The 24,985-nt window shown below is 65.4% G+C and carries 21 protein-coding genes; 11 read left to right on the top strand and 10 right to left on the bottom strand.

Going from position 1 to position 24,985, the window contains the following annotated elements; all coding sequences use genetic code 11:
* Position 1 precedes the first annotated feature (1 nt).
* The 3 genes from YP76_RS10870 to YP76_RS10860 are packed head-to-tail and all read right to left on the bottom strand — an operon-like array spanning position 2 to position 3,700.
* Positions 2–544, bottom strand: coding sequence for a SixA phosphatase family protein (locus tag YP76_RS10870; protein ID WP_046763607.1), 543 nt, complete (start codon positions 542–544; stop codon positions 2–4).
* On the bottom strand, positions 541–3,291 hold the full coding sequence (locus YP76_RS10865) for an ATP-dependent DNA helicase (RefSeq protein ID WP_046763606.1): 2,751 nt from the start codon (positions 3,289–3,291) through the stop codon (positions 541–543). The genes YP76_RS10870 and YP76_RS10865 overlap by 4 nt, the downstream gene beginning before the upstream one ends.
* 52 nt (positions 3,292–3,343) lie before the next feature.
* Positions 3,344–3,700, bottom strand: coding sequence for a PilZ domain-containing protein (locus tag YP76_RS10860; RefSeq protein WP_046763605.1), 357 nt, complete (start codon positions 3,698–3,700; stop codon positions 3,344–3,346).
* Positions 3,701–3,852: 152 nt separating this feature from the next.
* Here YP76_RS10860 and YP76_RS10855 point away from each other — a divergent pair, with 152 nt between their 5' ends.
* Positions 3,853–5,433 carry a lysine--tRNA ligase gene (locus YP76_RS10855; RefSeq protein WP_046763604.1) on the top strand — a complete coding sequence of 527 codons (1,581 nt, stop codon included), beginning with the start codon at positions 3,853–3,855 and terminating at the stop codon, positions 5,431–5,433.
* Between the two features lie 216 nt (positions 5,434–5,649).
* Here YP76_RS10855 and YP76_RS10850 read toward each other — a convergent pair whose 3' ends face one another.
* The 3 genes from YP76_RS10850 to YP76_RS10840 all read right to left on the bottom strand — a co-directional run bounded on the left by YP76_RS10850 (position 5,650) and on the right by YP76_RS10840 (position 8,052).
* The gene (locus tag YP76_RS10850; protein WP_046763603.1) at positions 5,650–6,120 is read right to left on the bottom strand and encodes an RcnB family protein; all 471 of its coding nucleotides are present in this window, start codon (positions 6,118–6,120) and stop codon (positions 5,650–5,652) included.
* 178 nt (positions 6,121–6,298) lie between these two features.
* The gene (locus YP76_RS10845; RefSeq protein ID WP_046763602.1) at positions 6,299–6,976 is read right to left on the bottom strand and encodes a prolyl hydroxylase family protein; all 678 of its coding nucleotides are present in this window, start codon (positions 6,974–6,976) and stop codon (positions 6,299–6,301) included.
* 173 nt (positions 6,977–7,149) lie between these two features.
* Entirely contained in the window at positions 7,150–8,052 is a 903-nt protein-coding gene (locus tag YP76_RS10840; protein WP_084733110.1) for an RcnB family protein, read from the bottom strand.
* Positions 8,053–8,281: 229 nt separating this feature from the next.
* Between YP76_RS10840 and YP76_RS10835 the strand changes: the two genes are divergently transcribed.
* The 3 genes from YP76_RS10835 (at position 8,282) to YP76_RS10825 (ending at position 12,337) form a co-directional block, all read left to right on the top strand.
* Positions 8,282–8,812: a biliverdin-producing heme oxygenase gene (locus tag YP76_RS10835; RefSeq protein WP_232307513.1), complete on the top strand. Its 531-nt coding sequence runs from the start codon at positions 8,282–8,284 to the stop codon at positions 8,810–8,812.
* A complete protein-coding gene (locus YP76_RS10830) occupies positions 8,805–11,363 on the top strand; it encodes an HWE histidine kinase domain-containing protein (protein ID WP_046763696.1) in 2,559 nt (852 codons plus the stop codon). Before YP76_RS10835 ends, YP76_RS10830 begins: the two co-directional genes overlap by 8 nt.
* Before the next feature lie 164 nt (positions 11,364–11,527).
* Complete coding sequence (locus YP76_RS10825) at positions 11,528–12,337, top strand: DODA-type extradiol aromatic ring-opening family dioxygenase (RefSeq protein WP_046763600.1); 810 nt, start codon at positions 11,528–11,530, stop codon at positions 12,335–12,337.
* Between the two features lie 9 nt (positions 12,338–12,346).
* Here the strand turns inward: YP76_RS10825 and YP76_RS10820 are convergent, their stop codons facing one another.
* From YP76_RS10820 to YP76_RS10810, 3 genes are all read right to left on the bottom strand, one after another.
* Positions 12,347–12,883: a (2Fe-2S)-binding protein gene (locus YP76_RS10820; protein ID WP_046763599.1), complete on the bottom strand. Its 537-nt coding sequence runs from the start codon at positions 12,881–12,883 to the stop codon at positions 12,347–12,349.
* On the bottom strand, positions 12,880–13,356 hold the full coding sequence (locus tag YP76_RS10815) for a DUF2721 domain-containing protein (RefSeq protein WP_046763598.1): 477 nt from the start codon (positions 13,354–13,356) through the stop codon (positions 12,880–12,882). Before YP76_RS10815 ends, YP76_RS10820 begins: the two co-directional genes overlap by 4 nt.
* Positions 13,357–13,502: 146 nt before the next feature.
* Positions 13,503–14,711: an LL-diaminopimelate aminotransferase gene (locus YP76_RS10810; protein WP_046763597.1), complete on the bottom strand. Its 1,209-nt coding sequence runs from the start codon at positions 14,709–14,711 to the stop codon at positions 13,503–13,505.
* A gap of 142 nt (positions 14,712–14,853) precedes the next feature.
* On the opposite strand from YP76_RS10810, the gene YP76_RS10805 reads away from it, so the two are divergent.
* The 7 genes from YP76_RS10805 (at position 14,854) to YP76_RS10775 (ending at position 23,857) form a co-directional block, all read left to right on the top strand.
* The gene (locus YP76_RS10805) at positions 14,854–16,593 is read left to right on the top strand and encodes a PHA/PHB synthase family protein (protein ID WP_046763596.1); all 1,740 of its coding nucleotides are present in this window, start codon (positions 14,854–14,856) and stop codon (positions 16,591–16,593) included.
* A 142-nt stretch (positions 16,594–16,735) separates the two neighbouring features.
* Positions 16,736–17,668 carry a phasin family protein gene (locus YP76_RS10800; protein ID WP_046763595.1) on the top strand — a complete coding sequence of 311 codons (933 nt, stop codon included), beginning with the start codon at positions 16,736–16,738 and terminating at the stop codon, positions 17,666–17,668.
* 263 nt (positions 17,669–17,931) lie between these two features.
* Positions 17,932–18,306 carry an ATP-dependent Clp protease adapter ClpS gene (clpS, locus tag YP76_RS10795; protein ID WP_046763594.1) on the top strand — a complete coding sequence of 125 codons (375 nt, stop codon included), beginning with the start codon at positions 17,932–17,934 and terminating at the stop codon, positions 18,304–18,306.
* 120 nt (positions 18,307–18,426) lie between these two features.
* Positions 18,427–19,920: a glycerol-3-phosphate dehydrogenase gene (locus tag YP76_RS10790; protein ID WP_046763593.1), complete on the top strand. Its 1,494-nt coding sequence runs from the start codon at positions 18,427–18,429 to the stop codon at positions 19,918–19,920.
* On the top strand, positions 19,917–21,392 hold the full coding sequence (locus tag YP76_RS10785) for a glycerol kinase (RefSeq protein WP_046763592.1): 1,476 nt from the start codon (positions 19,917–19,919) through the stop codon (positions 21,390–21,392). Before YP76_RS10790 ends, YP76_RS10785 begins: the two co-directional genes overlap by 4 nt.
* 116 nt (positions 21,393–21,508) lie before the next feature.
* Complete coding sequence (locus tag YP76_RS10780) at positions 21,509–23,290, top strand: sensor domain-containing diguanylate cyclase (RefSeq protein ID WP_046763591.1); 1,782 nt, start codon at positions 21,509–21,511, stop codon at positions 23,288–23,290.
* A gap of 189 nt (positions 23,291–23,479) precedes the next feature.
* On the top strand, positions 23,480–23,857 hold the full coding sequence (locus YP76_RS10775; protein WP_046763590.1) for a MerC domain-containing protein: 378 nt from the start codon (positions 23,480–23,482) through the stop codon (positions 23,855–23,857).
* A gap of 71 nt (positions 23,858–23,928) precedes the next feature.
* On the opposite strand, the gene glpX is transcribed toward YP76_RS10775, so the two are convergent.
* Positions 23,929–24,912: a class II fructose-bisphosphatase gene (gene glpX, locus YP76_RS10770; protein WP_046763589.1), complete on the bottom strand. Its 984-nt coding sequence runs from the start codon at positions 24,910–24,912 to the stop codon at positions 23,929–23,931.
* Positions 24,913–24,985: the final 73 nt, after the last annotated feature.

Here is a 24,985-nt window from a genome sequence, read left to right as displayed (position 1 = left end):
CTCAGCGTGACCCCGGCCCCAGCGCCGGGTCCAGGTCGCGTGGCCGGGTGAAGCTGGCAAGGGTGGCGATATTGGGCTTCGCCTCGCTCCAATGGGCGATCGGCAGGTCCATGACCGCGATCGAGGCGGTCGGGAATTTCACCTCCACATCCTCGCGCAAGGGGCTGGCCCCGTCGTCGGGCACGAGGTCGAGGATCAATTCCTCCAGCCCCGGATTATGCCCCGACATCAGCACGCTGTCGGCGCTGTCGGGCAGGTCCCGGATGACGTCGAACAGGGTGGGGGTGGAGGCGAGATAGATGCGGCGGTCCCAATGCGGATCGACCGTATCGCCATAGCTGGTGAAGAAGCTGTTCAGCGTTTCCACCACCCGCACCGCGGGGGAAGCGACCACCATGTCGAACCGGATGCCCTGTGCCCTGGCGAACTCGCCCATCACCAGCGCGGCCTTTTCGCCCCGGCGATTGAGCGGCCGGTCGAAGTCCCGCGCAACCGGATCGTCCCAGTCGGACTTGGCGTGACGGAACAGGATCAACCGCTTCATTTTTGCTCCAGGTCGGGGGTGCGGGATTCGAATTGCTGATGCCCTAACGCGGCATCGCCGCCAAGGCCAGCGCGGGAATGGCCGCTCACCGATATGATGGCTTCATCCAGCGTCAGGCGGCGGATCGGCGTGCCCGGCGGAAAGGCGCTGAGCAACCGGCTGGGCATGGCGGATGACAGGATGACGAAGCTGCCCCGGTCCTCCGCCCGCCGGATCAGCCGCCCAAAGGCCTGCGCCATCCGCGCCCGGATCAACCGGTCGTCATAGGCCGATCCTCCGCCCGCCAGCTTGCGCGCCGCATGCAGAACCGTGGGCTTGGACCAGGGCACGCCCTCCATCACCACCAGCCGCAGCGAATGGCCCGGCACGTCCACCCCGTCGCGCAGCGCATCGGTCCCCAGCAGCGAGGCGCGGGGATCGTCGCGGAAAATGTCGATCAGCGTCCCTGTATCCATCGGGTCCACATGCTGGGCGTAGAGCGGCAGTCCCGCCCGCGCCAGCCGGTCGGCGATCCGCGCATGCACCGCGCGCAGCCGCCGGATCGCGGTGAACAGGCCCAATGTTCCCCCGCCCGCCGCCTCGATCAGCCGGGCATAGGCGCCCGACAGCGCCGCAATATCGCCGCGCTTGATGTCGGTCACGATCAGCACTTCCGACCGCTCCGGATAGTCGAAGGGGCTGCTCGCCTCGAATTGCTCCGCGCCGCGCGGCAGATGCGTGGCGCCGCTCCGGCTCGCCGCATTCTCCCAATCGCCGCCCCCTTTGAGCGTGGCGGAGGTGATCAGCACGCCCTGCGCCGGTTTCAGCACCGCCTGCGCCAGCGGCCGGGTCGGGTCCAGCCAGTGGCGGTGGATGCCGATGTCGAACTCCCGCCCCTCGATCCGCTCGACCGCCAGCCAGTCGACATAATCCGCATCGGCAGGCCCGCCGATCCGCGCCAGCAGCGCCAGCCAGGCCGTCACCAGATCGCGCCGCCAGCCGAGCGAGGCGATCGCCCCCTCGACCCGCGCCCGTGCCGCGCCGTCCAGCCAGTCGGGCGCTTCCTCGATCACCGCCTCCATCCGCTTGCCCAGATGGGTGAGGGGGCGCAGCAGATTGTCCAAGGCCCGGGCCGCCTCCTGCGCCGCCTCGACCAGCGCGCCGTCCGGCTCGGCCAGTTCGGTCTCCAGCCCATAGCCCGCATCGGCCTCGCCCGTATCGGCTGCCCGCGCATAGACCGTCCCTCGCACCGCCGCGAGCAATTGCTCGACCGGCCCGAAGGGCTCGTCCGCGACGATCCGCTTCAACCATTCGTCGGCGGGCAGCGCTCGCGCCGCCTCCGCCGCCGCCCTGATCGCCTCGCCGCCCTGCTCGTCATAGCTGGCAAGGTCCGACAGCCGCGCTGCCAGCCCCCGCCGCCGCCCTCTCGCATTGCCCTCCGGCCCCATCACCCAGCGGCGCAGCTCGATGGCCTCCTGCCCCGAAAGCGCGACGGAAAAGGTCGAATCCGCCGCATCGAACAGATGATGGCCCTCGTCGAACACGATGCGCTGGGGCGCCTGCCCCGTCTCGCGCCCCCGCGCCGCATTGATCATCACCAACGCATGATTGGCGATCACGATGTCGGCATCCGCCGAAGCCCGCGCCGACCGCTCGATGAAGCATTTCCGATAATGGGGGCAGCCCGCATAGATGCACTCGCCGCGCCGGTCGGTCAGTGCGGTCGAGCCATTGCGCCGGAACAAGGTCGGCAACCATCCGGGCAGGTCGCCGCCGATCATGTCGCCATCCTTGGTGAAGGCCGCCCAGCGCGCCACCAGTTGCGCCAATATCGCGGCGCGCCCGGCAAAGCCCCCTTGCAGCGCATCCTCCAGATTGAGCAGGCAGAGGTAATTTTCCCGCCCCTTGCGCACCACCACGCGCTTCGCCGCCACGGCGGGATCGGGGAACAACCGCAAACTCTCCCGGTCCAACTGCCGCTGCAACGCCTTGGTATAGGTGGAAATCCACACCGTCCCCTGCGCTTCCCCGGCCCAGAGGGAAGCGGGCGCCAGATAGCCCAGCGTCTTGCCGATCCCGGTTCCGGCCTCCGCCAGCAGCATATTGGGCTGATCGCGATGCGCCTTCGGGCGGAACACCTCCGCCGCCGCCGCCGCATAGGCGCGCTGCCCCGGCCGGGCCTCGGCCCCCGCGCCGGTCAGTTGCTCCAGCCGCGCCACCACCGCATCGGATCGCAGCGACACCGATCGCGGGGCGGGGCGGGGCGGGTTCTCCTCCCATTCGGGCAGCTTGGAAAAGAGCCAGCGCTCCGCTTCCTTCGGTTTGGCGATGCGCCCGGCCACCAGCGGCGCCCAGGGCCAGCGCAGCCGGTGCAGCGATTGCGCCGCCGTCCAGCCGCCCTCGCGCTCAGCCCATGAGGGCGAATCCAGCATTGCCAGCAGTGCCCCGGTCGCTGCCTGCAACAGTGCGGGAATGTCCGCCTCGCTGGCCGGACGCGGCAGGTTCAGCGCTTCGGCCAGCCCCTTGGGCGTGGGCACCAGAAAGCGCGCCGGATGGATGAAGGCCCACAGTTCCAGCAGGTCGAGGCCATTCAGATCGGGATAGCCCAGCCGCTGCCCGGTCAGCGGGGCATTCAGCAGCAGCGTCGGCGTTTCGGCCGTCCGCGCGATCGCCGTGCCCTTGGCCACCGCCTGCGTATCGCCGCCTTCCCGGAGCCAGATGCCGCCATGGCTGGCGTGAAGGGCGGGCAGGGCGGAAGGATCGACCACCCGTTTCGCTTAGGCGAACGGGAACAAAAAGGGAAACCTGAAATCAGGCGGTTCAGCCGAACCGGCGTCCGAATCCACCGGCGGGACGCATGCCCGGAATGCGCGGCTGGAAGGCCGTCGGGGTCAGCCTTGCCGCCCGCGCGATCTCCAGCCGGTCGAACAACGGCCCGTCGGTCAGTTCATAGGGGAAGCGGATGCCCATGCGGTCTTCCTCGGTCCACTGCACCGTGGCGAAGACGACATGGCCTTCATAATCGATCTGGCACTGGCTGCGCGCGGGCAGGCCGCAGCCCGCAATCTGGGCGCCGCCTTCGCTCAGATCGATGATCGTTCCTTCCAGGCTATCGAGCACCGTCGTCACGATGACGGGAATCTCGACGGCAATTCTCTGGCGGCTCCTTGGCTGCATAGACCCTCCTGAGCCCCCTAAGCTCGCGATAAATATGACTCATCAGGGTTAATCAAAGTTAAACGGGGGATGTCGTAAAGCCGCCGTTTGTCTCCACTTTGACACTGAAAATCGTTCCCTTTCGTCCGGACCGGAGGTAGGGGGGGCCCATCATGACCGTGTCCGACATCATCCGCACCGCCGCACAGGCGTCCAAGGCCTGGCCCTATGAGGAAGCCCGCAAGCTCCTGAAGCGCTATCAGAGTGCCGCGCCTGAAAAGGGCTATGTCCTGTTCGAGACCGGCTATGGCCCCTCGGGCCTGCCGCATATCGGCACCTTCAACGAGGTATTGCGTACCACCATGGTCCGCAACGCCTATCATGCGCTGTCGGACATCCCGACCCGCCTGATCGCCTTCAGCGACGATATGGACGGCCTGCGCAAGGTGCCGGACAATGTGCCCAACCAGGCGATGCTGACCCAGCATCTGGGCAAGCCGTTGACCCAGGTGCCCGATCCCTTCGAAAAGTTCGAAAGCTTCGCGCATCACAATAATGCGATGCTGCGGGAATTTCTCGACCGCTTCGGCTTCGACTATGAATTCGTCTCAGCCACGGAGCGCTACAAATCGGGCGCCTTCGACGACGCGCTGAAGAATGTCCTGCGCCATTATCAGGACATCATGGACATCATGCTGCCGACGCTGCGCAAGGAACGGCAGGCGACCTATTCGCCGGTCCTGCCGATCAGCCCCAGGAGCGGCATCGTGCTTCAGGTGCCGGTCGAGGTGCTGGACGCCGAAACCGGCCTCGTCCGCTTCGAGGATGAGGGCGAGGTGATCGAACAGTCGATCTTGTCGGGCGGCGCCAAGCTGCAATGGAAGGTCGACTGGGCGATGCGCTGGGTCGCGCTCGGCGTCGACTATGAGATGGCGGGCAAGGACCTGATCGATTCCGTCACGCAAAGCTCGAAAATCTGCCGCGCGCTGGGCGCCCGCCCGCCCGAGGGCTTCAATTACGAGATGTTCCTCGACGAAAAGGGCGAGAAGATCTCCAAGTCCAAGGGCAACGGCCTCAGCCTGGAGCAATGGCTGACCTATGGCCCGCAGGAGAGCCTGGCCTTCTACGCCTATCGCGAGCCGAAAAAGGCGAAGCAGCTCCACATGGGCGTCATCCCCCGCGCGGTGGACGAATATTGGCAGTTCCGCGGCAATTATCCGAAGCAGGCGGTCGAACAGCAGCTCGGCAACCCGGTCCATCATATCCATGACGGCAAGCTGCCGGTTGGCGAACTGCCCGTGACCTTCGGCCTTTTGCTGAACCTGGTCGGCGTGATGGGCGATGCCAGCCGCGAACAGGTCTGGGGCTATCTCCAAAATTATGTCGCGGACGCCAATGCGGGGACCTATCCGGAACTCGACGCGCTGATCGGCCATGCGCTCGCCTATCACCGCGATTTCGTCGCCCCGACGCTCAAGCGCCGCGCGCCGGAACCGAACGAAGCCGCCGCGCTTCGGAAACTGGACGAGGAACTCGCCGCGCTGCCCGATCATGCCTCGGCGGAGGATATCCAGAACATCGTCTACGCCATCGGCAAGGACGAGACCTATGGCTTCGCCGAACTGCGCGACTGGTTCAGGGCGCTCTACCAGACGCTGCTGGGCGCCGATCAGGGGCCGCGCATGGGCAGCTTCATCGCGCTTTACGGCATCGAGAACAGCCGCCGCCTGATTGCCGAGGCGCTTGCCTCCTGAGGGCGGGCAACGGAACATTCAGCCGGGATAAACGTTACGGTTGATGGTCCACCCCCTTTCGGACTGATGGTGCGGTTCCCGCGCCATCGGCCGCGCCTGCCCGGAAACGAGCGGCGCGGCCAAGGGGCCTTCCCTGTGGATCAGAAGCGCCATAGCGCAAAAGGAAACGGCCCCCGAGCTATCCGGGGGCCGTTTCGTTATTGGGGAAGCAGCGGCTTACCAGAAGAAACCGCGATGCACTTCCACGACCCGGCCGGTCCTCACATTGACCAGCAGCACGTCGTTATAGTGCCTCACCCACTGCTGGTTGGCACCCGCACGGGGCAGGCGATAGCGATAGGGGTCCGAGATATAATAGCGCGAATTATAATAGTTCGGGCGCAGGCGCGATCCGACTTCCCAGCGATTGTAGCGGAAGGGCGCCCGCCAGTTGCCGCCGCGATAGACGTCGCGATGCGACTTGCGGTAATCGCGCCAATCCTCGCGCAATTCCTGCCGTGCGTCGCGTACATCCCGGCGTTCCTCGCGGACGTCATGCCGGTTGCCGTACCGCTGGGCGTCGCGCAGTTCGCGCTGTTCCTGCCGCAGGTCGCGGGCGCTATCACGCACTTCCGCGCGGGATTGCGCCATGGCGGCACCCGGAATGACGGTGGCGGCCATAAGGCCCAGAATGATCAACTTGCGCATAAGTCTTCTCCCGATGCTTGGTGGCTGAAAGCCGGTGGGGAGAGGGAAACCTTTCCCCGATCCCGCCGGTTCCGCCGACCACGAAGACGGATATGCACCCCGGCGCCTGAACGGTCCGGGAATGAAACAGTCAGGAATCAGTCATTTATGTCGCATTGTGTATCAGCGTCCCGCCACCTCAGGGCGTCCAGGGCCGTTCGCGAAACCATTTGGTGACGACATATTTGATGCCCCGTTCCACCGGACGCGCGGCGTGCAGGCTGAAGTGGTTGGGCGATCCGTCCCGCTCCATATTGTTCCACATCAGCAGCATGCCCTCGACCGGCGGCACCATGAATTCGCAATGGGGGAAATGCGTCTCGCCGCCCGCCTCCACGGGGGAGAGGTAGATCATCGCCGTCCAGCTCCGCTGTCCCCCGGTCTTCATCATCGCCGGCCAGTAATTGGCCGTCACCGGGAAATAATCGCAATGCGCCTTATATTCCTGCCCCGGCTGGTAGCGCTGTCCCTGCAACGTCTCGCCATGCGCGCTCGTCAGTCCCATCAGCGCGCAGATCCGATCGCTGACCGTGCTCACCAGTGGGTCCCAGGGGCTGAGATTGCAGCTCGCGCTCGTGCGGTAATCGGCATTGGCGCTGCCGGAAAACAGGCTGGAAGGCTGCGCGCCCGCATCGATCCGTTCCCGCAGCCCGGCGCATTCCTCCGCGCTCAGAAATTCCTGCCGCCCATGGATTTCGAGATGCGGCGTATCGATCCGGCTGACCATCGGATTGCGGTCCAGCCGCGCCCGCACCGTCTCCCCGATCCGTGCCCTGACGGCCGAGGCGACGCCGCCATCGTCAACAAACTCGCTCATGCCGCCCTCCTGCCACCGCGCGGTCGCTCCACGCAAATGAAAAGGGCCCGGAGTGCAACACTCCGAGCCCAGTTATGGGTGGTCGCATCGTCAACGCAAAAAACCGGTTCCCACTTTTTTGCACGATGCTTCCGGGTCCTGAAGGCCAGTTCAGGAGCGCATGTCTTCCGGGCTTACCAGAAGAAATCGTAGATCACGTCGACCACATAGCCGTCGCGAATATCGACCAGCAGCGCATCGTCATAATAGCGGACCCAGCGCAGCGAGCCGTAAGCGGGCGGCAAGCGGTAGGAATAGGGATCGTCGATCCAGTAGCTGTTCGAATAGAGCAGGCTGTTCAGGAAGATCCCGATCGAATAGCGCGAATAGCCATAGTTCCACCCGCGCGGCGCATAATAGCGTCCCATGCGGTAACGGTCGCCGTAACGCGAGCGGTAGCTCGACCAGTCGTAGCGCCGGTCGTTGCGCCAGCCGCTGTCCCAACGCCGCTGCCCTTCCCAACGGGTGCGGTCATCGAAACGGCGCCCGCCGTTCCAGTTGTTGCCGCTCCAGCCACCGCGCCGGTCATTATTGTCCCAGCGCCGGTCGTCGCGCCGATCCCGCCCGTCCCGATCCCGCGCATCATTGCCGCGCCAGCGATCATTGTCGCGGCGGTCGTCGCCCCGGCGGTCCTGCCACCCGGCGCGATTGTCGTCGCGCCGATCGTTCCAGTTGCGGTCGTTCCTGTCGCCGCCGCGCGTGCTGGTCTCGAACCGCTGCTCGCCGCGATTCCAGCGCGTCACGGTCGCCGGGCCGCGTTGTTCGCCGCGCCATTGCGGCTGGGCCTGGGGCTGGGCCTGAGTCTGCGCCGGAGCCGCGGGCCGGTCATTGCCGCGCTGTTGCCAGCGTGCGTCGCCGCCGCCCTGCCACTGCCGTTGCATCTGGCCCCGGCCCTGATCGCCGCCGCCGCGCTGGCCGCCGTCGGGCCGTCCCGACCGCTCGCCACCCCGGCCGCGCCAGCCGCCATTGTCGTTTTGCTGGGCATAGGCAGGGGCGATGCCGCCAAGCACCGTCGCCGCCATCAAGCCCGCCAGCATCATTTTCCTCAACATGCCGTTCGCCTTCGTTTTCATGGGGCTGGATGCCCCTCATATGTCGCTTTTAAGACTCGGGCCATGTCATGTTGCTGAACTTGTCAGTCAGCGATTTGAAAGAATCCGGCCGACACATGAAAGGAACTGCCCATTAATGGCGGACGGAGGAGAAAAGCTGATCTAGATCAGAGCGTCGATCTATCATTGGATATACGGATGAGGCGTGAAGAAAATGCACCACGCCGGCCACGCCCGACAGGCGCTACGTCAAGCGACGATGGACAGCCATCGGCAGGTCGACGATCTGTTCTCCGGTTTTTCCCTGGACGATCGGGACGACTATGCCGCTTTCCTGAAGGCCCATGCCCGCGCGCTTGCCCCGCTGGAGGCATTGGCGCAGCCGCCGTTGCACCGCCTGCCGATGCTGGCGCGGGACCTTGCGGCGCTGGGCGAATCCCTCCCCGCGCCGCTGGCGAGGCTCCCTTCCGCTGGCGAGGCCTGGCGTTGGGGCGCACGCTATACGCTGGAGGGATCGCGCCTGGGCGGCGCGATGCTGGCGCGGCAGGTGGGCGACGGGCTGCCGCATGCCTATCTGTCCGCGATCCATGACAAGGGCGGCTGGACCGCCTTTCAGCAGGCATTGGATGCCGCGGCCGATCCGGGCGGCGCAGCGTGGATCGACGAGGCGATTCGGGGCGCGCAAGCCGCCTTCGGCCTTTTTGCCTGTGCCGCCCGCGTCGAAGCGGGCGCCGCCCGTGGCTGACGGAAGCGTGGATTTCTCGGTCGATCTCGACAATTGCGAGCGGGAGCCGATCCATGTGCTGGGCACCGTCCAGCCCTTCGGCTTCCTCATCGCGCTGACCGCCGACTGGCTGGTGTCGCGCGTCTCGGCCAACAGCGCCGATTTTACCGGCCTATCCCCCGACCAGATGCTGGGCCAGCCGATCGGCGCGATTTTCCGCCATGAAGCGATCCACAGCCTGCGCAACCGCATCACCCTGCTGCGCGGTCCCGATGCGGTCGAACGCATCTTCTCGCTCATCCTGATCGAGGGCGTCCAGCCCTTCGACGTTGCGGTGCATTTCTCCGGATCGCTGGTGGTGATCGAAGCCGAACCGGCCTGCCATGACGAGATGGAGGCAAGCAGCATGGTCCGCTCCATGGTCGCCCGCCTCGGCCAGACGGAGGGGATGACGGCCTTTCTGCGGGACGGCGCGCGGCAGGTGCGGGCCTTGACCGGTTTCGATCGGGTGATGGTCTACCGCTTTGCCGAGGGCGGCGATGGGGAGGTGGTGGCCGAGGCGCTCCGTCCCGGTATCGACAGCTTTTTCGGCCTGCATTATCCGGCCTCCGACATCCCGGCCCAGGCGCGCGCGCTCTATCTGCGCAACATCTTCCGGGTGATCGCCGATGTGCAGGCGAAGCCGGTTCCCGTCGTGCCGCAACTCGACCCTTCCGGCGCCGCGCTCGACATGTCGCTGTGCCTTACCCGCGCCGTGTCGCCGATCCATATCGAATATCTGAACAATATGGGGGTGGGGGCTTCGCTCTCCATCTCGATCGTCGTCGAGGGGCGGCTCTGGGGCCTGTTCGCCTGCCATCATTATGCGCCGCGCCTGCCCAGCTTCGCGCAGCGCAGCGCCGCCGAACTGTTCGGCCAGATCTTCTCGATGATGCTTGAAAATCGCGAGCGGAGCGAAACCGCCGCCTATGAGGGCAAGGCGCGGCAGGTGGCCGACCGGCTGATGTCGGCGGTGGCGCAGGACCATGACCTGCTGTCCAACGCGCGCTGGCTGGGCGACGTGATCTTCGACACCATTCCCGCCGACGGCGTCGGGGTCTATATCGACGGCCAGATGAGCTTTTCCGGCCTTACGCCCGACGAGCCCAGCTTCGCCGCGATCGTCGCCATGCTGAACCGGGCGGCCGCCAGCCAGGTCTTCACCACCGACCGGCTGGTGGGCCTGCTGCCCGAAGCCTCCGCCTATGCCGATCGCGCGGCGGGATTGCTCGCCATACCGCTCTCGCGCCGCCCGCGCGATTATGTGGTGCTGTTCCGGGCCGAGCAGCTTCGTTCGGTGCGTTGGGCGGGCAACCAGGAAAAGCATGTCGAATATGGTCCCAACGGCCCGCGCCTCACCCCGCGCAAGAGTTTCGAGGAGTGGTCGGAACTGGTGCGCGGTACCGCCTTGCCCTTCGCCGCCGCCGAACGGCGCGTGGCCGAGGCGCTGCGCACGGCCCTGCTCGAAGTCGTGCTGCGCCTGTCCGATTCCGCGCATGAGGAACGGCAGAAGGCGCATGAAAAGCAGGAATTGCTGATCGCGGAACTCAACCATCGCGTCCGCAACATCCTCTCGCTGATCCGGGGCCTGCTCTCCCAGACCCGCGACAATGCCCAGTCGGTCGACCAGTTCATCGACACGCTGGAAAGCCGCGTCCACGCGCTGGCCCGCGCTCATGACCAGATCACCGCCGACCGCTGGGCGCCCGCGCGCCTCTATGACCTGATCGAGGTGGAGGCGGCCGCCTATCTGGCCGAGCGTCGCGACCGGGTAAGGCTGAGCGGTCCCAATGTGTTGCTGACGCCCGCGGCCTTCACGGTCATGGCCCTGGTGATCCACGAGCTTCTGACCAATGCCGCCAAATATGGCGCGCTGTCGGACAATGGCAGCGTGGCGATCGACTGGGCGGTGGACGACGACGGCAGCCTGCTGCTCCACTGGTGCGAGAATGGCGGCCCGGCAGTGGTCGCGTCGACGCGCCGGGGCTTCGGATCGACCGTCATCGAACGCTCCATCCCCTATGATCTGGGTGGCCGGGCGGAAGTGCATTATCGCCTCTCGGGGCTGGAGGCGCATTTCTGCATTCCCTCGCCCCACGTCGCCTCCGTCCTGCCCGACGTGACCGGGACGGCGCGCCCCCGGCCCGTGCCCGCACCCACGCCGACGCTGCTCAAGGGCCGCAACGTCCTGCTGGTGGAGGATAATATGATCATCGCCATGGATGGCGAGGACGCGCTGCGCGACCTGGGCGCGGAAGTGATCACCGCCGCCAGCATCGGCCGCGCGCGCGAGGCGATCGCGATCCACGATGTCGACCTTGCCGTGCTGGACTTCAACCTCGGCAATGAAACCAGCCTGCCGGTCGCGGACCTGCTGGCGGAAAAGGGCGTCGCCTTCCTCTTCGCCACCGGCTATGGCGACGGCCTCGACCTGCCGGAACGGCATGCGGACGTGACGCTGCTCAAGAAACCCTATTCCGGTGCCACCCTGGCCCAGGCGATCGCCCCGGTGCTGGAGGCGGCAGGGGCCTGAGGGTGTGGGCCCCAGGGTTCGCGGATCGGAGTTTCCTCTCGCATCGTCCTGGCCTGATCCGGGACCCTTCTGGTCCTTGGGCCTTTGACGCGTCGGGCCTGCGAAACAATCCGTTTCCACCCGCCCGCTTGAACCCCGATCCGATTGCCCCGATCTAACCGGGCATGAGACAACCGACCCTCTTCATCCCCCATGGCGGCGGCCCATGCTTCTTCATGGACCCCAGCGATCCCGACCGTCCGCACAGCGACCCGATGTGGCAGCCGATGCAGGACTATCTGGCGGGCATCGTCGCCACCCTGCCCGAACGTCCCAAGGCGATCCTGCTCGTCTCGGGTCATTGGGAGGAGAGCCGTTTCACCGTCCACACAGGTGAACGTCCCGGCCTGCTGTTCGACTATTATGGCTTCCCGCCGCACACCTACACGCTGCGCTGGGATGCGCCCGGCGCGCCTGCGCTCGCCCGCCGCGCTGCGGACCTGCTGGAACGGGCCGGCTTCCCCACCGATGCGGAGGAGGAGCGGGGATGGGACCATGGCGTCTTCATTCCCATGAAGGTCGCGCTGCCCGATGCCGACATTCCTCTGGCGCAACTCTCGCTTCGCCATGATCTCGATCCCCAGGCGCATATCGCCGCGGGTCGCGCCCTGGCACCCTTGCGCGACGAGGGCGTGCTCATCATCGGTTCGGGCCTCAGCTTCCACAATCTGCGGGTTCGCGGCCCCCAGGCGATCGAGCCTTCGCAAGTCTGGGACGACGCCCTGACCGCCGCCGTGACCGATGCCGACCCGGCCCGCCGCGCTCGTCGCGTCGCCGCCTGGGCCGATCTGCCCCACGCCCGTTTCGCCCATCCGCGCGAGGAACATCTCCTTCCCCTGATGGTCGCGTTGGGCGCCGGCGGCGACGGCACCGCCACGAAAAATCATAACGGAAGCGTTATGGGTTGGGCCGTCTCCGGATACCGTTTCGATTGACGACGACGTTCATGGTTTGCGCAGCGCCGGGACCGCCTTCGCCGCTTCGTCGGGGGTGATCCCCGAAGGCGGCACGGGGTCCACCACCTCCTCGCCCCGCATCACCCGCCCCGCGCGCTGGATCGCACCCCTCAGGCGCGGATAGATGCCGCAACGGCAGATATTGGTCAGCGCGGCATCGATCTCCTCGTCGCTCGGATCGGCGGTCCGCCGCAGCAGCGCCGCCGCCGTCATGATGACGCCGGGAATGCAATAACCGCATTGCGACACATTGTCCGCCGCGAACACCTGCTGCAACGGATGGCCCCGATCGGGCGACAGGCCCTCTATGGTGGTGACGAACTTCCCCTCGGTCGCCGCGATCGTCACCTGGCAGGACCGAACGGCCTCCCCGTCGATATCGACCGTGCAGGCGCCGCAGTCCCCGGTGCCGCAGCCATATTTGGTGCCCGTCAGATTGGACGCATCCCGCAAGGCCCACAGCAGCGGTGTCGCCGGGTCCATCCGGTACTGGACCGGCCGATCGTTGACCGTGAACTTCGTCATTCCCCGCTCTCTTCCTCCACCTGATGGTAGAGCACTTCGTTGCGGATATGAATGGTCCGCGACGCCAGCCGGATTTCCTGGATGAAGGTGCCGAAGGCCGCCGCCTGCAACACCATGGCCAGGCTGAACAGGATCGCGATCGGCGTTCCCAGATGCGATCCCAGCAGATTGGCCGCGAACAGCAGAATGACCACCAGACAGACCGCACAGGCCGATGCCACCGACAGGAAGATCGCGCCGTTGACCACGCTCATCCGCCGGTCGAGCACGCGGATCTCGCTCACCATCCGGTCATGTTCCTTGCCGCGGGATTCAAGGATCTTCTCCTCCACCTTCCGCGCCCGGTCGATGATGCGCGCCAGCCGGCCGACGCAGACATTCAGGAACGCGCCGATGCCCGCGAGCAGGAAGACCGGCGCAAGGGCCAGCTGAATGGTCTGCGCGACCTGGGAAACCTGTGGCAGTGCAATCATATGCGCGCTTTTCTCCCCATGCGCCAAAGCAGCGCAGGGCGGTATAAATGACAAGGCCCCAAATGCCATGAGCTGGAAAAAAGAAAGGGCGCCATGGCCGGTTGGCCGAGGCGCCCTCCTCATAGTCTGACCGTTTGTCGCTTGGTTCAGGCAGCGCCCTTGGCGGGCGTGTTGACGCCCATGGACTTCAGATACTGCTTGATGTTGCGCGCGGCCTGCCGCAACCGCTGCTCATTCTCGACCATGGCGATGCGGACATAGCCCTCGCCATCTTCGCCATAGCCGACCCCCGGCGCGACCGCGACCTTGGCATGGGTCAGCAGCTGCTTGGAAAATTCCAGGCTCCCCATCTCCTTGAGGGCAGGGGGCAGCGGCGCCCAGGCGAACATCGAGGCCCGTGGCGCGGGAATGTCCCACCCCGCCCGGCCAAAGGCCTCCACCATCACGTCGCGGCGCTTGTGATAAAGTTCGCGATTCTTCTGCACGATGTCCTGCGGCCCGTTCAATGCCGCGCAGGCGGCCGCCTGGATGGGTGTGAACGCGCCGTAGTCGAGATAGCTCTTCACCCGCTTCAATGCCGCGATCAGCTTCCTGTTGCCGACCGCGAAGCCGATGCGCCAGCCCGCCATCGAATAGGTCTTCGACAGCGACGTGAACTCCACCGCCACATCCTTGGCGCCCGGCACCTGAAGGATGGAGGGCGTCGGATTGCCGTCATAATAAAGTTCGGAATAGGCAAGGTCGCTCAACACCCAGACATTATTCTCCTTCGCCCAGGCGACGAGCCGCTCGTAGAAGGCGAGGTCGACCGTTTCCGCCGTCGGGTTGCTGGGATAGCCGACGACCAGGATAGAGGGACGCGGCACGGTGAAGGCCATCGCCCGTTCCAGCGACTGCCAATAATGTTCGTCCGGCGTGGTCGGCACGGAACGGATGGTCGCGCCCGCGATGATGAAGCCGAACATGTGGATCGGGTAGCTGGGATTGGGCGCCAGCACGACATCGCCCGGCGCGGTGATCGCGGTGGCGAGACTGGCCAGCCCCTCCTTCGACCCCATGGTCACGACGACTTCGGTTTCCGGGTCCAGATCGACGCCGAAGCGGCGGCCATAATAATTGGCCTGCGCCTTGCGCAGCCCCGGAATCCCCATGGACTGGGAATAGCCGTGCGCGCTCGGTTTCTGCGCGACTTCGCACAGCTTGGCGATCACATGGTCGGGCGGCGGCAGGTCGGGATTGCCCATGCCCAGGTCGATAATGTCCTCCCCCGCGGCGCGCGCGGCGGCCCGCATCGCATTCACTTCGGCGATGACATAGGGCGGCAGACGCTTCATGCGGTAGAATTCTTCGGACATTTTTGGGGCTTTCCTGAAAGCTCGCTGTAAGGAATAGTGCGTGACGCGCATTCGGCTTGTCACAATCCGGCTATAACCCGCCGGACTGCGACGCGCCAGTGAAAGCGGCGAACCCGACCATGCCAGGCGAAGGAAGGTGGCCATGACAGCACAGGACATCATGGAACCCCATCTGCCCACGCTTGAGGAAATGCAGCAATGGACACAGGTGCTGGGCCGCGCCCAGCAATTGCTGCTGGAACAGGCGGCGGGCGCGACCGGCCGCACCTTGCCCTTCGATCCCGAGGCCGTGTCGCGTATCCAGACCAGCTTCGCCGACGAAGGGCTCGCGCTCTGGCAGCGTTTCCTCGATTCGGGCGGATTGCTGCGGGACCGGCCCGACGCACCGCCCTCCGGCAGTCCCGCAGCCGTCAAGGACCGGCGCTTTGCGGACCCGGCGTGGACCGAACATCCCTTCTACGACCTGATCCGGCAAAGCTATCTGCTGCTCTCCGACTATCTGTTGAAGCTGGCGGACGCTGTCGACGGCGTCGATCCGAAGCAGAAGGCCAAGCTGCGCTTCGCCACCACCGGCATGCTCGACGCGATGGCGCCCAGCAATTTCCCGCTGACCAATCCCATGGTCGTGCAGAAGACGATCCAGAGCGGCGGCGAAAATCTGGTGAAGGGCCTCCAGCATATGCTGGCCGATCTGGAAAAGGGTCAGCTCACCCATACCGACGGCATGGCGTTCGAACTGGGACGCAACATCGCCTCGACGCCGGGCAAGGTGATCAAGGAAACCCCGCTCTACCAGCTCATCCATTATGCGCCGACGACGGAAACGGTGCTGGAAACGCCGCTGCTGATCTTCCCGCCCTGGATCAATCGCTTCTACATTCTCGATCTCGCGCCGGAAAAAAGCTTCGTCAAATGGGCCGTGGATCAGGGACTCAGCGTCTTCCTCGTGTCGTGGAAATCGGCCGACGCCTCGATGAAGGACCTTGTCTGGGACGATTATATCCTGAACGGCCAGATCGACGCGATCGACACGGTGCGCGACCTGCTCAAGGTGCCGAGCGTCCACACCATCGGCTATTGCGTCGCGGGCACCACCCTGGCCGCCACGCTGGCGTTGCTGGCGGCGCGGGGGGAAGCGGACAAGGTCGCCAGCGCCACCTTCTTCACGGCGCAGGTCGATTTTTCCCAGGCCGGCGACCTCACCCTGTTCGTCGACGACGATCAGATGAAGATGGTGGAGCAGCTTTCCTCCGGCGGTTTCCTCGACGGGCGCTATATGGCGGCGACCTTCAACCTGCTGCGCGGGCGCGACCTCATCTGGAACTATGTGGTCAACAATTACCTGCTGGGGCAGGATTATCCGCCCTTCGACCTGCTCTACTGGAACGGCGATACCACCAATCTGCCCGCACGCTGGCACAGGGATTATCTGACCCAGCTCTATCGCGACAATCTGCTCGTGCAGCCGGGCGCGATCAACATCGCGGGGACGCCCATCGACCTGCGCCAGATCAGGACCCCCGCCTATGTGCAGGCAGGGCGGGAGGATCATATCGCCCCGCTGGAAAGCGTGTGGAAGCTGACCCAGCATCTGTCCGGCCCGGTCCGCTTCCTGCTCGCGGGTTCGGGCCATATTGCGGGCGTGGTCAATCCCCCGGCCGCCGGCAAATATCAATATTGGGCCTGCGACGAATCGCAACCGACCCTCGACGCCTTTCTTGCGCAAGCGAAGGAGACCAGGGGCAGCTGGTGGCCTGACTGGATCGACTGGATTCGCGGGCAGGGCCATGCCAGCGTGCCGGTCAGGGGCGCGCGCCAGCCGGGCAAGGGACGACTCAAGGCGATCGAGGACGCCCCGGGCCGTTACGTAAAAGCGCGCTGAATCCTTGATTCCCGGGGATTTGCGGTAGCCCGCCTTTCCTTGGCGGCGAGCCGCATATGGCAGTTTTGTTGCAGCGCACAAAAGCGCTTGCAACATGGGCGCGAACGCTATATTGTGCACTGCAACAAATGGAGGATGGTCCATGGCCGTTACCCCAAAGCCAGTGCGTAAGAAGCCCGTCGCGAAGAAGACCTCGTCGACGCTGTCCGCCACGGAGGCGTTGAAGGCCGCCGAAGCCGCGATAAAGGCGCCGGTGAAACCCGTCGCCAAGAAACCGGCCCCGGCCACACCCGCCCCGGTCAAACCGGCAACGCGTCCGGTCAAAGCGGCGCCTGTTGCCAAGGCCGATCCGGTGGCGGTGATTGCCGCGACGACCGCGGTCGATGCCGCACCGGAACCGGAACTGGTCAAGCCTGAGCCCGTCAAGGCCAGGACGCCGGAGCCGGCCCCTGTCGCTGCGGCGACCAAGGTGGAAACACCCAAGGTTGCCCCGCCCAAGATCGAACCGGCCGCGAAAGTGACGCCGCCGGAACCGAAAGAATCGAAGAGCCTGTCGTTTAAGGCCGGGCCATTAGAGCCCAAATTGCTGCCCGCCACAGAAGGAACGAAGATGATGAACGACGTGATCGAAACCGGAAAGAAGTTCGCCGAGGAAACCAAGGCCAAGCTCGAAACGGTCTATGCCGACCTGAACGAGAAGGCGAAGGTCAGCGTCGAGAAGTCGACCAAGGCGATCGAGGAATTCAGCGACATCGCCAAGGGCAATGTCGAAGCGCTGGTCGAATCCGGCAAGATCGCGGCCAAGGGTTTCGAAACCCTGGGCCAGGAAGCCGTCGATTACAGCAAGAAGAGCTTCGAAAAGGCGACCGCCTCGTTCAAGAGCTTCTCGACCGTGAAGACGCCGACCGAATTCTTCCAGCTCCAGAGCCAGCTCTTCTCGAGCAGCTTCGACGAGTTCACGAAGGAAGCCGCCAAGAGCAGCGAAGCACTGATCAAGCTGGCCGGCGACGTCGCTTCGCCGCTGACCGCGCGCGTCACTGTCGTGACCGACAAGGTGAAGGCGCTGGCGGCTTGACCAGCCATGAGGTGAAGGCGCTCGTCGCCTGATCCTGCCCGCGGGCTTGCGAAATGGAAGGAACGGCTTCCGCTTTCGGGCGGGGGCCGTTTCTTTTTGACAGGCCTTTGGTTCCGGCCTTGGGATATTGATCTGAAGCTGCCCATTCGATCCATCCTGAGACAAAATTTCAGGTTCAATCTCGAACACCGGGACAGAAGCATGGTTTACGGCCCGTCCGACCCCTTGCCTTGAAAGGGGGAATCGCCATATCCTTCCCCATCATGAGCAGCATTTCGACATCGGCATATCCCGCGATGATGGCGGGCAAGGATCAGGACGACCAGGGCGACGGCTCCGGTGGCCCCAATGTCGGCATTGCCACGCGCACCCGCGCCCGGACGAAAAAACCCTCGCTCTACAAGGTGCTGATGCTCAACGACGATTACACGCCGATGGAATTCGTCGTCCATGTCCTCCAGCAATTCTTCCGCATGGACATGGAGGAGGCGACCCGCGTGATGCTGCATGTCCACCAGCGCGGCGTCGGGGTCTGCGGCATCTTCAGCTATGAGGTGGCGGAGACCAAGGTGAACCAGGTGATGGACTTCGCCCGGCAGAACCAGCATCCGTTGCAATGCACGCTGGAAAAGGCCTGAGCGCGGCACGCGCGCCTGCCCCTTCATCCAACAGCCGGCCTTCCTGATCCCTTGTTCCCTGCCGAACCTGGTTCGGCATGACGGTTCCGCAAATGCGAAAAGCACGATAGGCTCTCACCCGTGACCAGGGAGACAGAGCCTGCCCCCTATGATCTCGCCATCATCGGCGGCGGGATCAACGGTTGTGGCATCGCCCGCGACGCGGCGGGCCGCGGCGCCCGGGTGCTGCTGCTGGAGCGCGGCGACCTGGCGCAGGGTACGTCCTCCGCCTCGACCAAGCTGATCCATGGCGGACTGCGCTATCTGGAGCATTATGAATTCGCGCTCGTGCGGGAATCCCTGTCCGAGCGCGAACGGCTCTGGGCAATCGCGCCCCACATCATCCAACCGATGCGCTTCGTGCTGCCCTGGGTGCCGGGCCTGCGTCCGCGCTGGCTGCTGCGGCTGGGGCTCCTTCTCTACGATCATATCGGGGGCCGCCGTGCCCTGCCACCGACCGAGGCGGTCGACTTGCGCCATCATCCGGCGGGCCAGCCGCTCAAGCGCGGTTTTCGCAAGGCCTACATCTATTCGGACGGCTGCGTCGATGACGCCCGGCTGGTCATCCTGAATGCGCGCGATGCGGCGGACCGGGGGGCCGATATCCGTCCTCGGACGGAGGCGCTTCGGCTGGAAAGGGCGGACGGCCTCTGGACGATCCGGACACCGCACGCGCATTTCCGGGCACGCGCGGTGGTCAACGCGGCGGGGCCGTCAGTGCTGGACCTGCTGCACCGCGCGCAGGAGGGCAGCGACCGGCGCATGCGTCTGGTACGGGGCTCGCATATCGTCGTGCGGCGGCTATTCGACCATGGTTTCGCTTATTTCTTCCAGTTGCCCGACGGCCGTATCTTCTTTGCCATTCCCTATCAGCGCGACTTCACGCTGATCGGCACGACCGACCGCGATCATGACGGTCCGGTCGATCGACCGCAGCCGGACGAGGAGGAGATTGCCTATCTCTGCGAAGGCGCGAACCGCTATTTCGCGCGGTCGATCGGACCGGAGGATGTGCTCTGGTCCTATGCCGGGATACGTCCGCTGGTCGATGACGGCTCCGGCCGGCCGGAGGCGGCGACGCGCGGCTATCGGCTCGAACTGGAGGGTGGGGAGGGGGAGGCGCCGCTGCTCAGCGTCTTCGGTGGCAAGATCACCACCTATCGTCATCTCGCGGCCGAGGCAGTGGAGATGCTGAAATCCCATCTGCCGGGCCTGTCGGGCGGCGACTGGACGGCGGACGCCCCCTTGCCCGGCGGTGATTTCCCGATGAAGGGGCTGGATCAACTGATCGCCGATCTGGGCTGCGACTATCCCTTTCTCGACTATGCATCGCTTCAGCGGATTGCCTGCGCCTATGGCACGCGGGCGCGGGACTGGCTGGGGGATGCGCAGGACATGGCGGCATTGGGCGTCCATTTCGGCCATGGGCTGACCCAGGCCGAAATCCGTTATCTGAAGACCCGTGAATGGGCGGCCAGCGCCGAGGATATCTTGTGGCGTCGCACGAAACTGGGCCTGCGCCTTGACGCGGTACAGAAAGCACGGCTGGAAAACTGGCTGGAGGAGGGGGGATGAACGACCGGCTGATCCTGGTGCTGGATGAGGGCACCACCTCGACGCGGGCCATGCTCTATGCCCCGGACGGCGGACGGCTGGGCGTGGCGCAGGCGGAGATCACGCAATATTATCCGCAGCCCGGCTGGGTCGAGCATGATGCCATCGAAATCTGGAACCGGACGCTGGACTGCGCGCGGCGGATGGTCGAACAGGCCGGCGGGCCGGATCGCATCGCCGCCATCGGTATCACCAACCAGCGCGAGACGGTGGTCGCCTGGGACCGGCGAACGGGCGCTCCGCTGGCCCGCGCCATCGTCTGGCAGGATCGCCGCACTGCCGACCATTGCACGGCGCTGCGGGAGGCCGGGCATGAGGCGACGGTCCAGCGGCGCACCGGGCTGGTGATCGATCCCTATTTCTCCGCCACCAAGATGCGCTGGCTGCTGGATCATGAACCCGCGCTGAGGGCGGCGGGCGCTTCGCTGGCCTTCGGCACGATGGAAAGCTGGCTGGTGTGGAAGCTGACCGGCGGGCTGCACATCAGCGACGCCAGCAATGCCAGCCGCACCCAGCTCATGGCGCTGGCCGGCGAAGGTTGGGACGCGGAATTGTGCGATCTCTTCGGCGTGCCCCGCCAGGCCCTGCCGGAGATAAGCGACAATGCGGGGCCCTTTGGCGAGACGCTGGCGGAATGGTTCGGGCTGCCTATCCCGATCCGGGGCCTCGCGGGCGACCAGCAGGCGGCGACCATCGGCCAGGCCTGCCTGACGCCCGGCGATGCCAAGGCGACGCTGGGCACCGGGGCCTTCATCCTCGCCAATCGGGGAGGCGTGGTTCCGGTGTCGCACAACCGGCTGCTCGGGACCCTGCTCTACCGGCTGTCGGGGGAACGCGTCTATGCGCTGGAAGGATCGGTGTTCGTCGCGGGCAGCCTGATCCAGTGGCTGCGCGACCAGCTCGGCCTGATCGCCAGCGCGGAGGAGACGGAGGCACTGGCGCGTTCCGTACCCGACAATGGCGGGGTCATGATGCTGCCCGCGCTGGCGGGACTGGGCGCGCCGCATTGGCGGCCGGATGCGACAGGGGTCATCAGCGGGCTGACGCAGGGGACCGGCCGGGCGCATATCGTGCGGGCGGCGCTTGAATCCCTGTCGCATCAGCTGTGCGATCTGGCCGGTGCCTTCGCGGCCGATGGGGCAGGGTGGCGCATGCTGCGGATCGACGGCGGGATGAGCGCGAACGACTGGATCGCGCAGGATCTGGCGGACATGCTCGACCTGGCCGTCGACCGCCCTGCCGATGTCGAGACCACCGCCAAGGGAGCAGCGATGCTCGCGGCGGTGGGTTGCGGCCTGCACCCCTCGCTGGAAAGGGCGGCGGCGGCGATGGGGACCGTCATGACCCGTTTCACGCCTGCCATGGCCGTGGGCAGGCGGACGGAAAGGCTGGCCCGATGGGATGCACTGATCGCGCGCCAATTGGCCGGATAAGGCCTGTCCATGACCGGAACGGCAGGACGTGCATCCGCGCGCCCATCCGCTATCGGCCATTTGTAAGATCATCATCGTGAGTATATTTTAACGATAAGCCTGTAGGGCGGGGGAACATGCAAACGACTCTTCGTCATTCCTATTCCAGCCTTACGCCGGCGTTGCTGGGTTGCGCTTATTTCGTGCTGGCGATGCTCGCCCTCGGCCATTCGCGATTCGAAGGGGGCCTTGCCTTCATCTGGGGCGCCAATGCGCTGTTGATGGCGGTCTTGCTGACTTCGCGGATCAATGATTGGCCCGCCCTGCTGATCGCTGCCGGGGTCGCCAGCGCGGCCGCGACGAGCCTGTGGGGCATGGGGCCGCTGGCGGCCGTGCCGATGGCGATCATCAACCTGGCGGAGGCGCTGATCGTCGCGCTCGTCTGCCGCCGGTTCGCGCCGGGCCGGAAATTCGCCGGATCGATGCGGCCTCTGCTCATCTTCACCCTGGCTCTGTGCGGGCCGGCGAACATGCTGGCGGGCGTCGCGGCCGCGTGGGTCGCGTCCCTCCTGACCCCGGTGTCCTTCGGCGCATCCTGGCTGCAATGGTATACGGGGCATGTACTGGGCGGCCTGACCTGCACCCCGATCCTGATGATGCTGTTGCAGGGGGAGGCGCGTCGCTGGTTCCGCCATACGCTGCGTCGGGAAAAATGGGAGGCGGCGGGTCTGCTGTTCTTCTTCGCCCTGGCGACGGCCTATGTCTTTTACGTCGCGCGCTATCCGATGCTGTTCGCCCTTTTGCTGCCGATGGTGGTCATCGTCTTTCGCGTCGGCAATCTGGGGGCCTCGGCATCGGTGCTGATCCTAGCGGCGATCGGCGGTGTGGCCACCATGACCGGGCATGGGCCGTTGCACATGATCCCCGGCACAATGGGTGAGCGGATACAATATTTCCAGTTCTTCCTCGCCTCGACCTTCCTGCTGTCCATGCCGGTCGCGGCGGAGCTGAACAGCCGCCGTCGCCTGTTCCAGATGTTGCAGGAAAGCGAAGCGCGCTATCGCGCCATCGCCGAACATAGCGGCGATGTGGTACTCAACATCAGCGTGGGCGGGCTGATCGAATATGCCTCGCCTGCCGCCGCCGAGCAGATCGGCTGCGCGCCGGAACTGCTGATCGGGCAGGATGCAGCCAATCTGGTCGATCCGGAGGACCGCGCCCATGTGAGCGCCGCCATCGGCCGGGCCTTGGCGCAGCCGGGCGACGTGCAGACGGTCGAATTCCGTCCTTTCGTCTCGACCCGCGGGCTGGAATGGTGCGAGATGGTCGCGCGGGCGGTGGTGGACGAACATGGGCTGCCCACCGGCATCGTCAGCACCATCCGCGACATGTCCCGGCACAAGGCACGGCAGCGCGCATTGCAACAGGTGGCGGCGCTCGATTCGCTGACCGGGGCGGATACGCGGCGGGCTTTTCTGGAAAAGCTGGATGATGAGATCGGCCGTGTCCGGCGGGGCGGCCGGGCTTGCCTGCTGCTGATTGACATCGATCATTTCAAGGCGGTGAACGACCGTTACGGCCATGGCACGGGCGACCGGGTGTTGGCCGGTTTCGTCGAATGGTTGCGGCCGGGATTGCGCAGCATCGACAGCATCGGACGACTCGGCGGCGAGGAATTCGCCATCCTGCTGAGCGGCACCGATGTGGAGAGGGCCAGCATGATCTGCGAGCGGCTGCGCGAAATGGTCGCGGCCAACCCGGTACGGATCGATTCGGGCGAGGCGATCCGTGTGACGTTCAGCGCAGGCTTGGTGGGGCTGGACGCGCTCGTCGGGCGTGATTCGATCCTGGAGGCGGCGGACAAGGCCCTTTATCGCGCCAAGCATAGCGGGCGTAACTGCCTGCGACTGGCGGCCTAGAGTGATTTCAAGTGAGATGGAACATCTCGCGACTCGGACATCACGGCAAACAAAGGAGGCGGCAGCATTCTCCGTCTCGATCCGATCGGAAGATGGTCCGGGTAGGCCGAACGCAGACGCCTCGCCGGCAAAAGAATCAGGTGATGATATGTTGTAACTTTCGCCTGCCTCGATTATATCGCTGCCACCATGCCGATCAGCCTCCGACAGCATCTGCTCAATGGTCGTATCGACCGTGTCGCGATCGCGCTGTCGGGAATGTGCGTCGCCCATTGCTTCATCACCGCGGTCCTGCTGGGATTACTGGCATCGGCGGGCGGGATTTTCGAAAATCCGATCTTCCATGAAGTGGGGCTGGTGCTCGCGATCATATTGGGCGCGGTGGCGCTGGGCCATGGCGCGGTTGCCCACGGTTACATGATGCCGGCGGCGATCGGATCGCTGGGTCTTGGCATCATGGCGGGTGCCATGACCATGGATCATGGCTTGCAGGAAAGCGCCTATACCCTGCTGGGCGTGGCGATCCTGGCGCTGGGTCACGATCTGAACCACCGCGCGGGCCGCTAAGGCTCTATATACTGCCGATGGCGTGAAGAAAGGGCCTGTTCATGGGCCCTTTTTTACCCCGCTGGGCGGATTCAGAGCGGCTTGCGGTCGATCCGGTGCTCGCCCTTCACCCAGCGGACCGTGCCGGTGCTGGCGCGCATCACCACGCTGTCGGTGGTGAGCTTGCCGCCCGGCAGCCGCTTGACCCCGTCCAGCAGCGATCCGTCGGTCACGCCGGTCGCGGCGAAGATGCAGTCCCCCTTGGCCAGTTCCTTGAGGTCATAGACCTTGTCGAGATCGGTGATGCCCCATTTGCGCGCGCGGGCGCGCTCGTCATCGTTGCGGAACAGCAACTTGCCCTTGAACTGCCCGCCGACGCAGCGCAGCGCCGCACAAGCCAGCACGCCCTCCGGGGCGCCGCCCGAACCCATATAGATGTCGATATTGGTTTCGGGATTGGTGGTCGCGATCACGCCCGCGACGTCGCCGTCGGGGATCAGCATGATGCCGCAACCGATGGCGCGCAGCTCCGCGATCAGCTTTTCATGACGCGGACGGTCCAGCACGCAGACGATGATCTCATGCGGGTCGACGCCCTTCGCCCTGGCGACAGCCTCGACATTGTCCTTCACCGGCCTGTTCATGTCGATGATGCCGTCGGGATAGCCGGGACCCACGGCCAGCTTCTCCATATAGACGTCGGGGGCATTGAGCAGCCCGCCTTCCTCCGAAATGGCCAGCACGGCGAGCGCGTTGGGGCCTGCCTTGGCGGTGATGGTCGTGCCTTCCAGCGGATCGAGCGCGATGTCGATCTTCGGCCCGCTGCCGATCGCATTGCCGACCTTTTCGCCGATATAGAGCATCGGCGCCTCGTCGCGCTCCCCCTCGCCGATGACGACGGTGCCGTCCATATAGAGGTCGTTGAAGGCCAGGCGCATCGCTTCGACCGCGGCCGCGTCGGCGGCCTTTTCATCGCCCCGGCCGATCAGCTTCGACGCGGCGATCGCGGCGGCTTCGGTCACGCGCACCATTTCCAGCACCAGCACGCGATCGAGTATCGAGCTTGCCTGCACCATCTTCTTTCCTCTCCAACGCCGTTTGCGGAGCGCGATAGGATGTTGGCCGATCCTTGTCGAGGGTGCGCTTTTC

The organism is Sphingobium chungbukense (assembly GCF_001005725.1).
GTDB lineage: Bacteria > Pseudomonadota > Alphaproteobacteria > Sphingomonadales > Sphingomonadaceae > Sphingobium > Sphingobium chungbukense.
This window is presented reverse-complemented; position numbering and strand designations above follow the sequence as displayed.

Coding starts and splice junctions, on each gene's coding strand:
- YP76_RS10870 (WP_046763607.1), bottom strand. CDS start 544: ATGAAGCGGTTGATCCTGTTCCGTCACGCCAAGTCCGACTGGGACGAT.
- YP76_RS10860 (WP_046763605.1), bottom strand. CDS start 3,700: ATGCAGCCAAGGAGCCGCCAGAGAATTGCCGTCGAGATTCCCGTCATC.
- YP76_RS10855 (WP_046763604.1), top strand. CDS start 3,853: ATGACCGTGTCCGACATCATCCGCACCGCCGCACAGGCGTCCAAGGCC.
- YP76_RS10850 (WP_046763603.1), bottom strand. CDS start 6,120: ATGCGCAAGTTGATCATTCTGGGCCTTATGGCCGCCACCGTCATTCCG.
- YP76_RS10845 (WP_046763602.1), bottom strand. CDS start 6,976: ATGAGCGAGTTTGTTGACGATGGCGGCGTCGCCTCGGCCGTCAGGGCA.
- YP76_RS10840 (WP_084733110.1), bottom strand. CDS start 8,052: ATGCTGGCGGGCTTGATGGCGGCGACGGTGCTTGGCGGCATCGCCCCT.
- YP76_RS10835 (WP_232307513.1), top strand. CDS start 8,282: ATGCACCACGCCGGCCACGCCCGACAGGCGCTACGTCAAGCGACGATG.
- YP76_RS10825 (WP_046763600.1), top strand. CDS start 11,528: ATGAGACAACCGACCCTCTTCATCCCCCATGGCGGCGGCCCATGCTTC.
- YP76_RS10820 (WP_046763599.1), bottom strand. CDS start 12,883: ATGACGAAGTTCACGGTCAACGATCGGCCGGTCCAGTACCGGATGGAC.
- YP76_RS10815 (WP_046763598.1), bottom strand. CDS start 13,356: ATGATTGCACTGCCACAGGTTTCCCAGGTCGCGCAGACCATTCAGCTG.
- YP76_RS10810 (WP_046763597.1), bottom strand. CDS start 14,711: ATGTCCGAAGAATTCTACCGCATGAAGCGTCTGCCGCCCTATGTCATC.
- YP76_RS10805 (WP_046763596.1), top strand. CDS start 14,854: ATGACAGCACAGGACATCATGGAACCCCATCTGCCCACGCTTGAGGAA.
- YP76_RS10800 (WP_046763595.1), top strand. CDS start 16,736: ATGGCCGTTACCCCAAAGCCAGTGCGTAAGAAGCCCGTCGCGAAGAAG.
- clpS (WP_046763594.1), top strand. CDS start 17,932: ATGAGCAGCATTTCGACATCGGCATATCCCGCGATGATGGCGGGCAAG.
- YP76_RS10785 (WP_046763592.1), top strand. CDS start 19,917: ATGAACGACCGGCTGATCCTGGTGCTGGATGAGGGCACCACCTCGACG.
- YP76_RS10780 (WP_046763591.1), top strand. CDS start 21,509: ATGCAAACGACTCTTCGTCATTCCTATTCCAGCCTTACGCCGGCGTTG.
- YP76_RS10775 (WP_046763590.1), top strand. CDS start 23,480: ATGCCGATCAGCCTCCGACAGCATCTGCTCAATGGTCGTATCGACCGT.
- glpX (WP_046763589.1), bottom strand. CDS start 24,912: ATGGTGCAGGCAAGCTCGATACTCGATCGCGTGCTGGTGCTGGAAATG.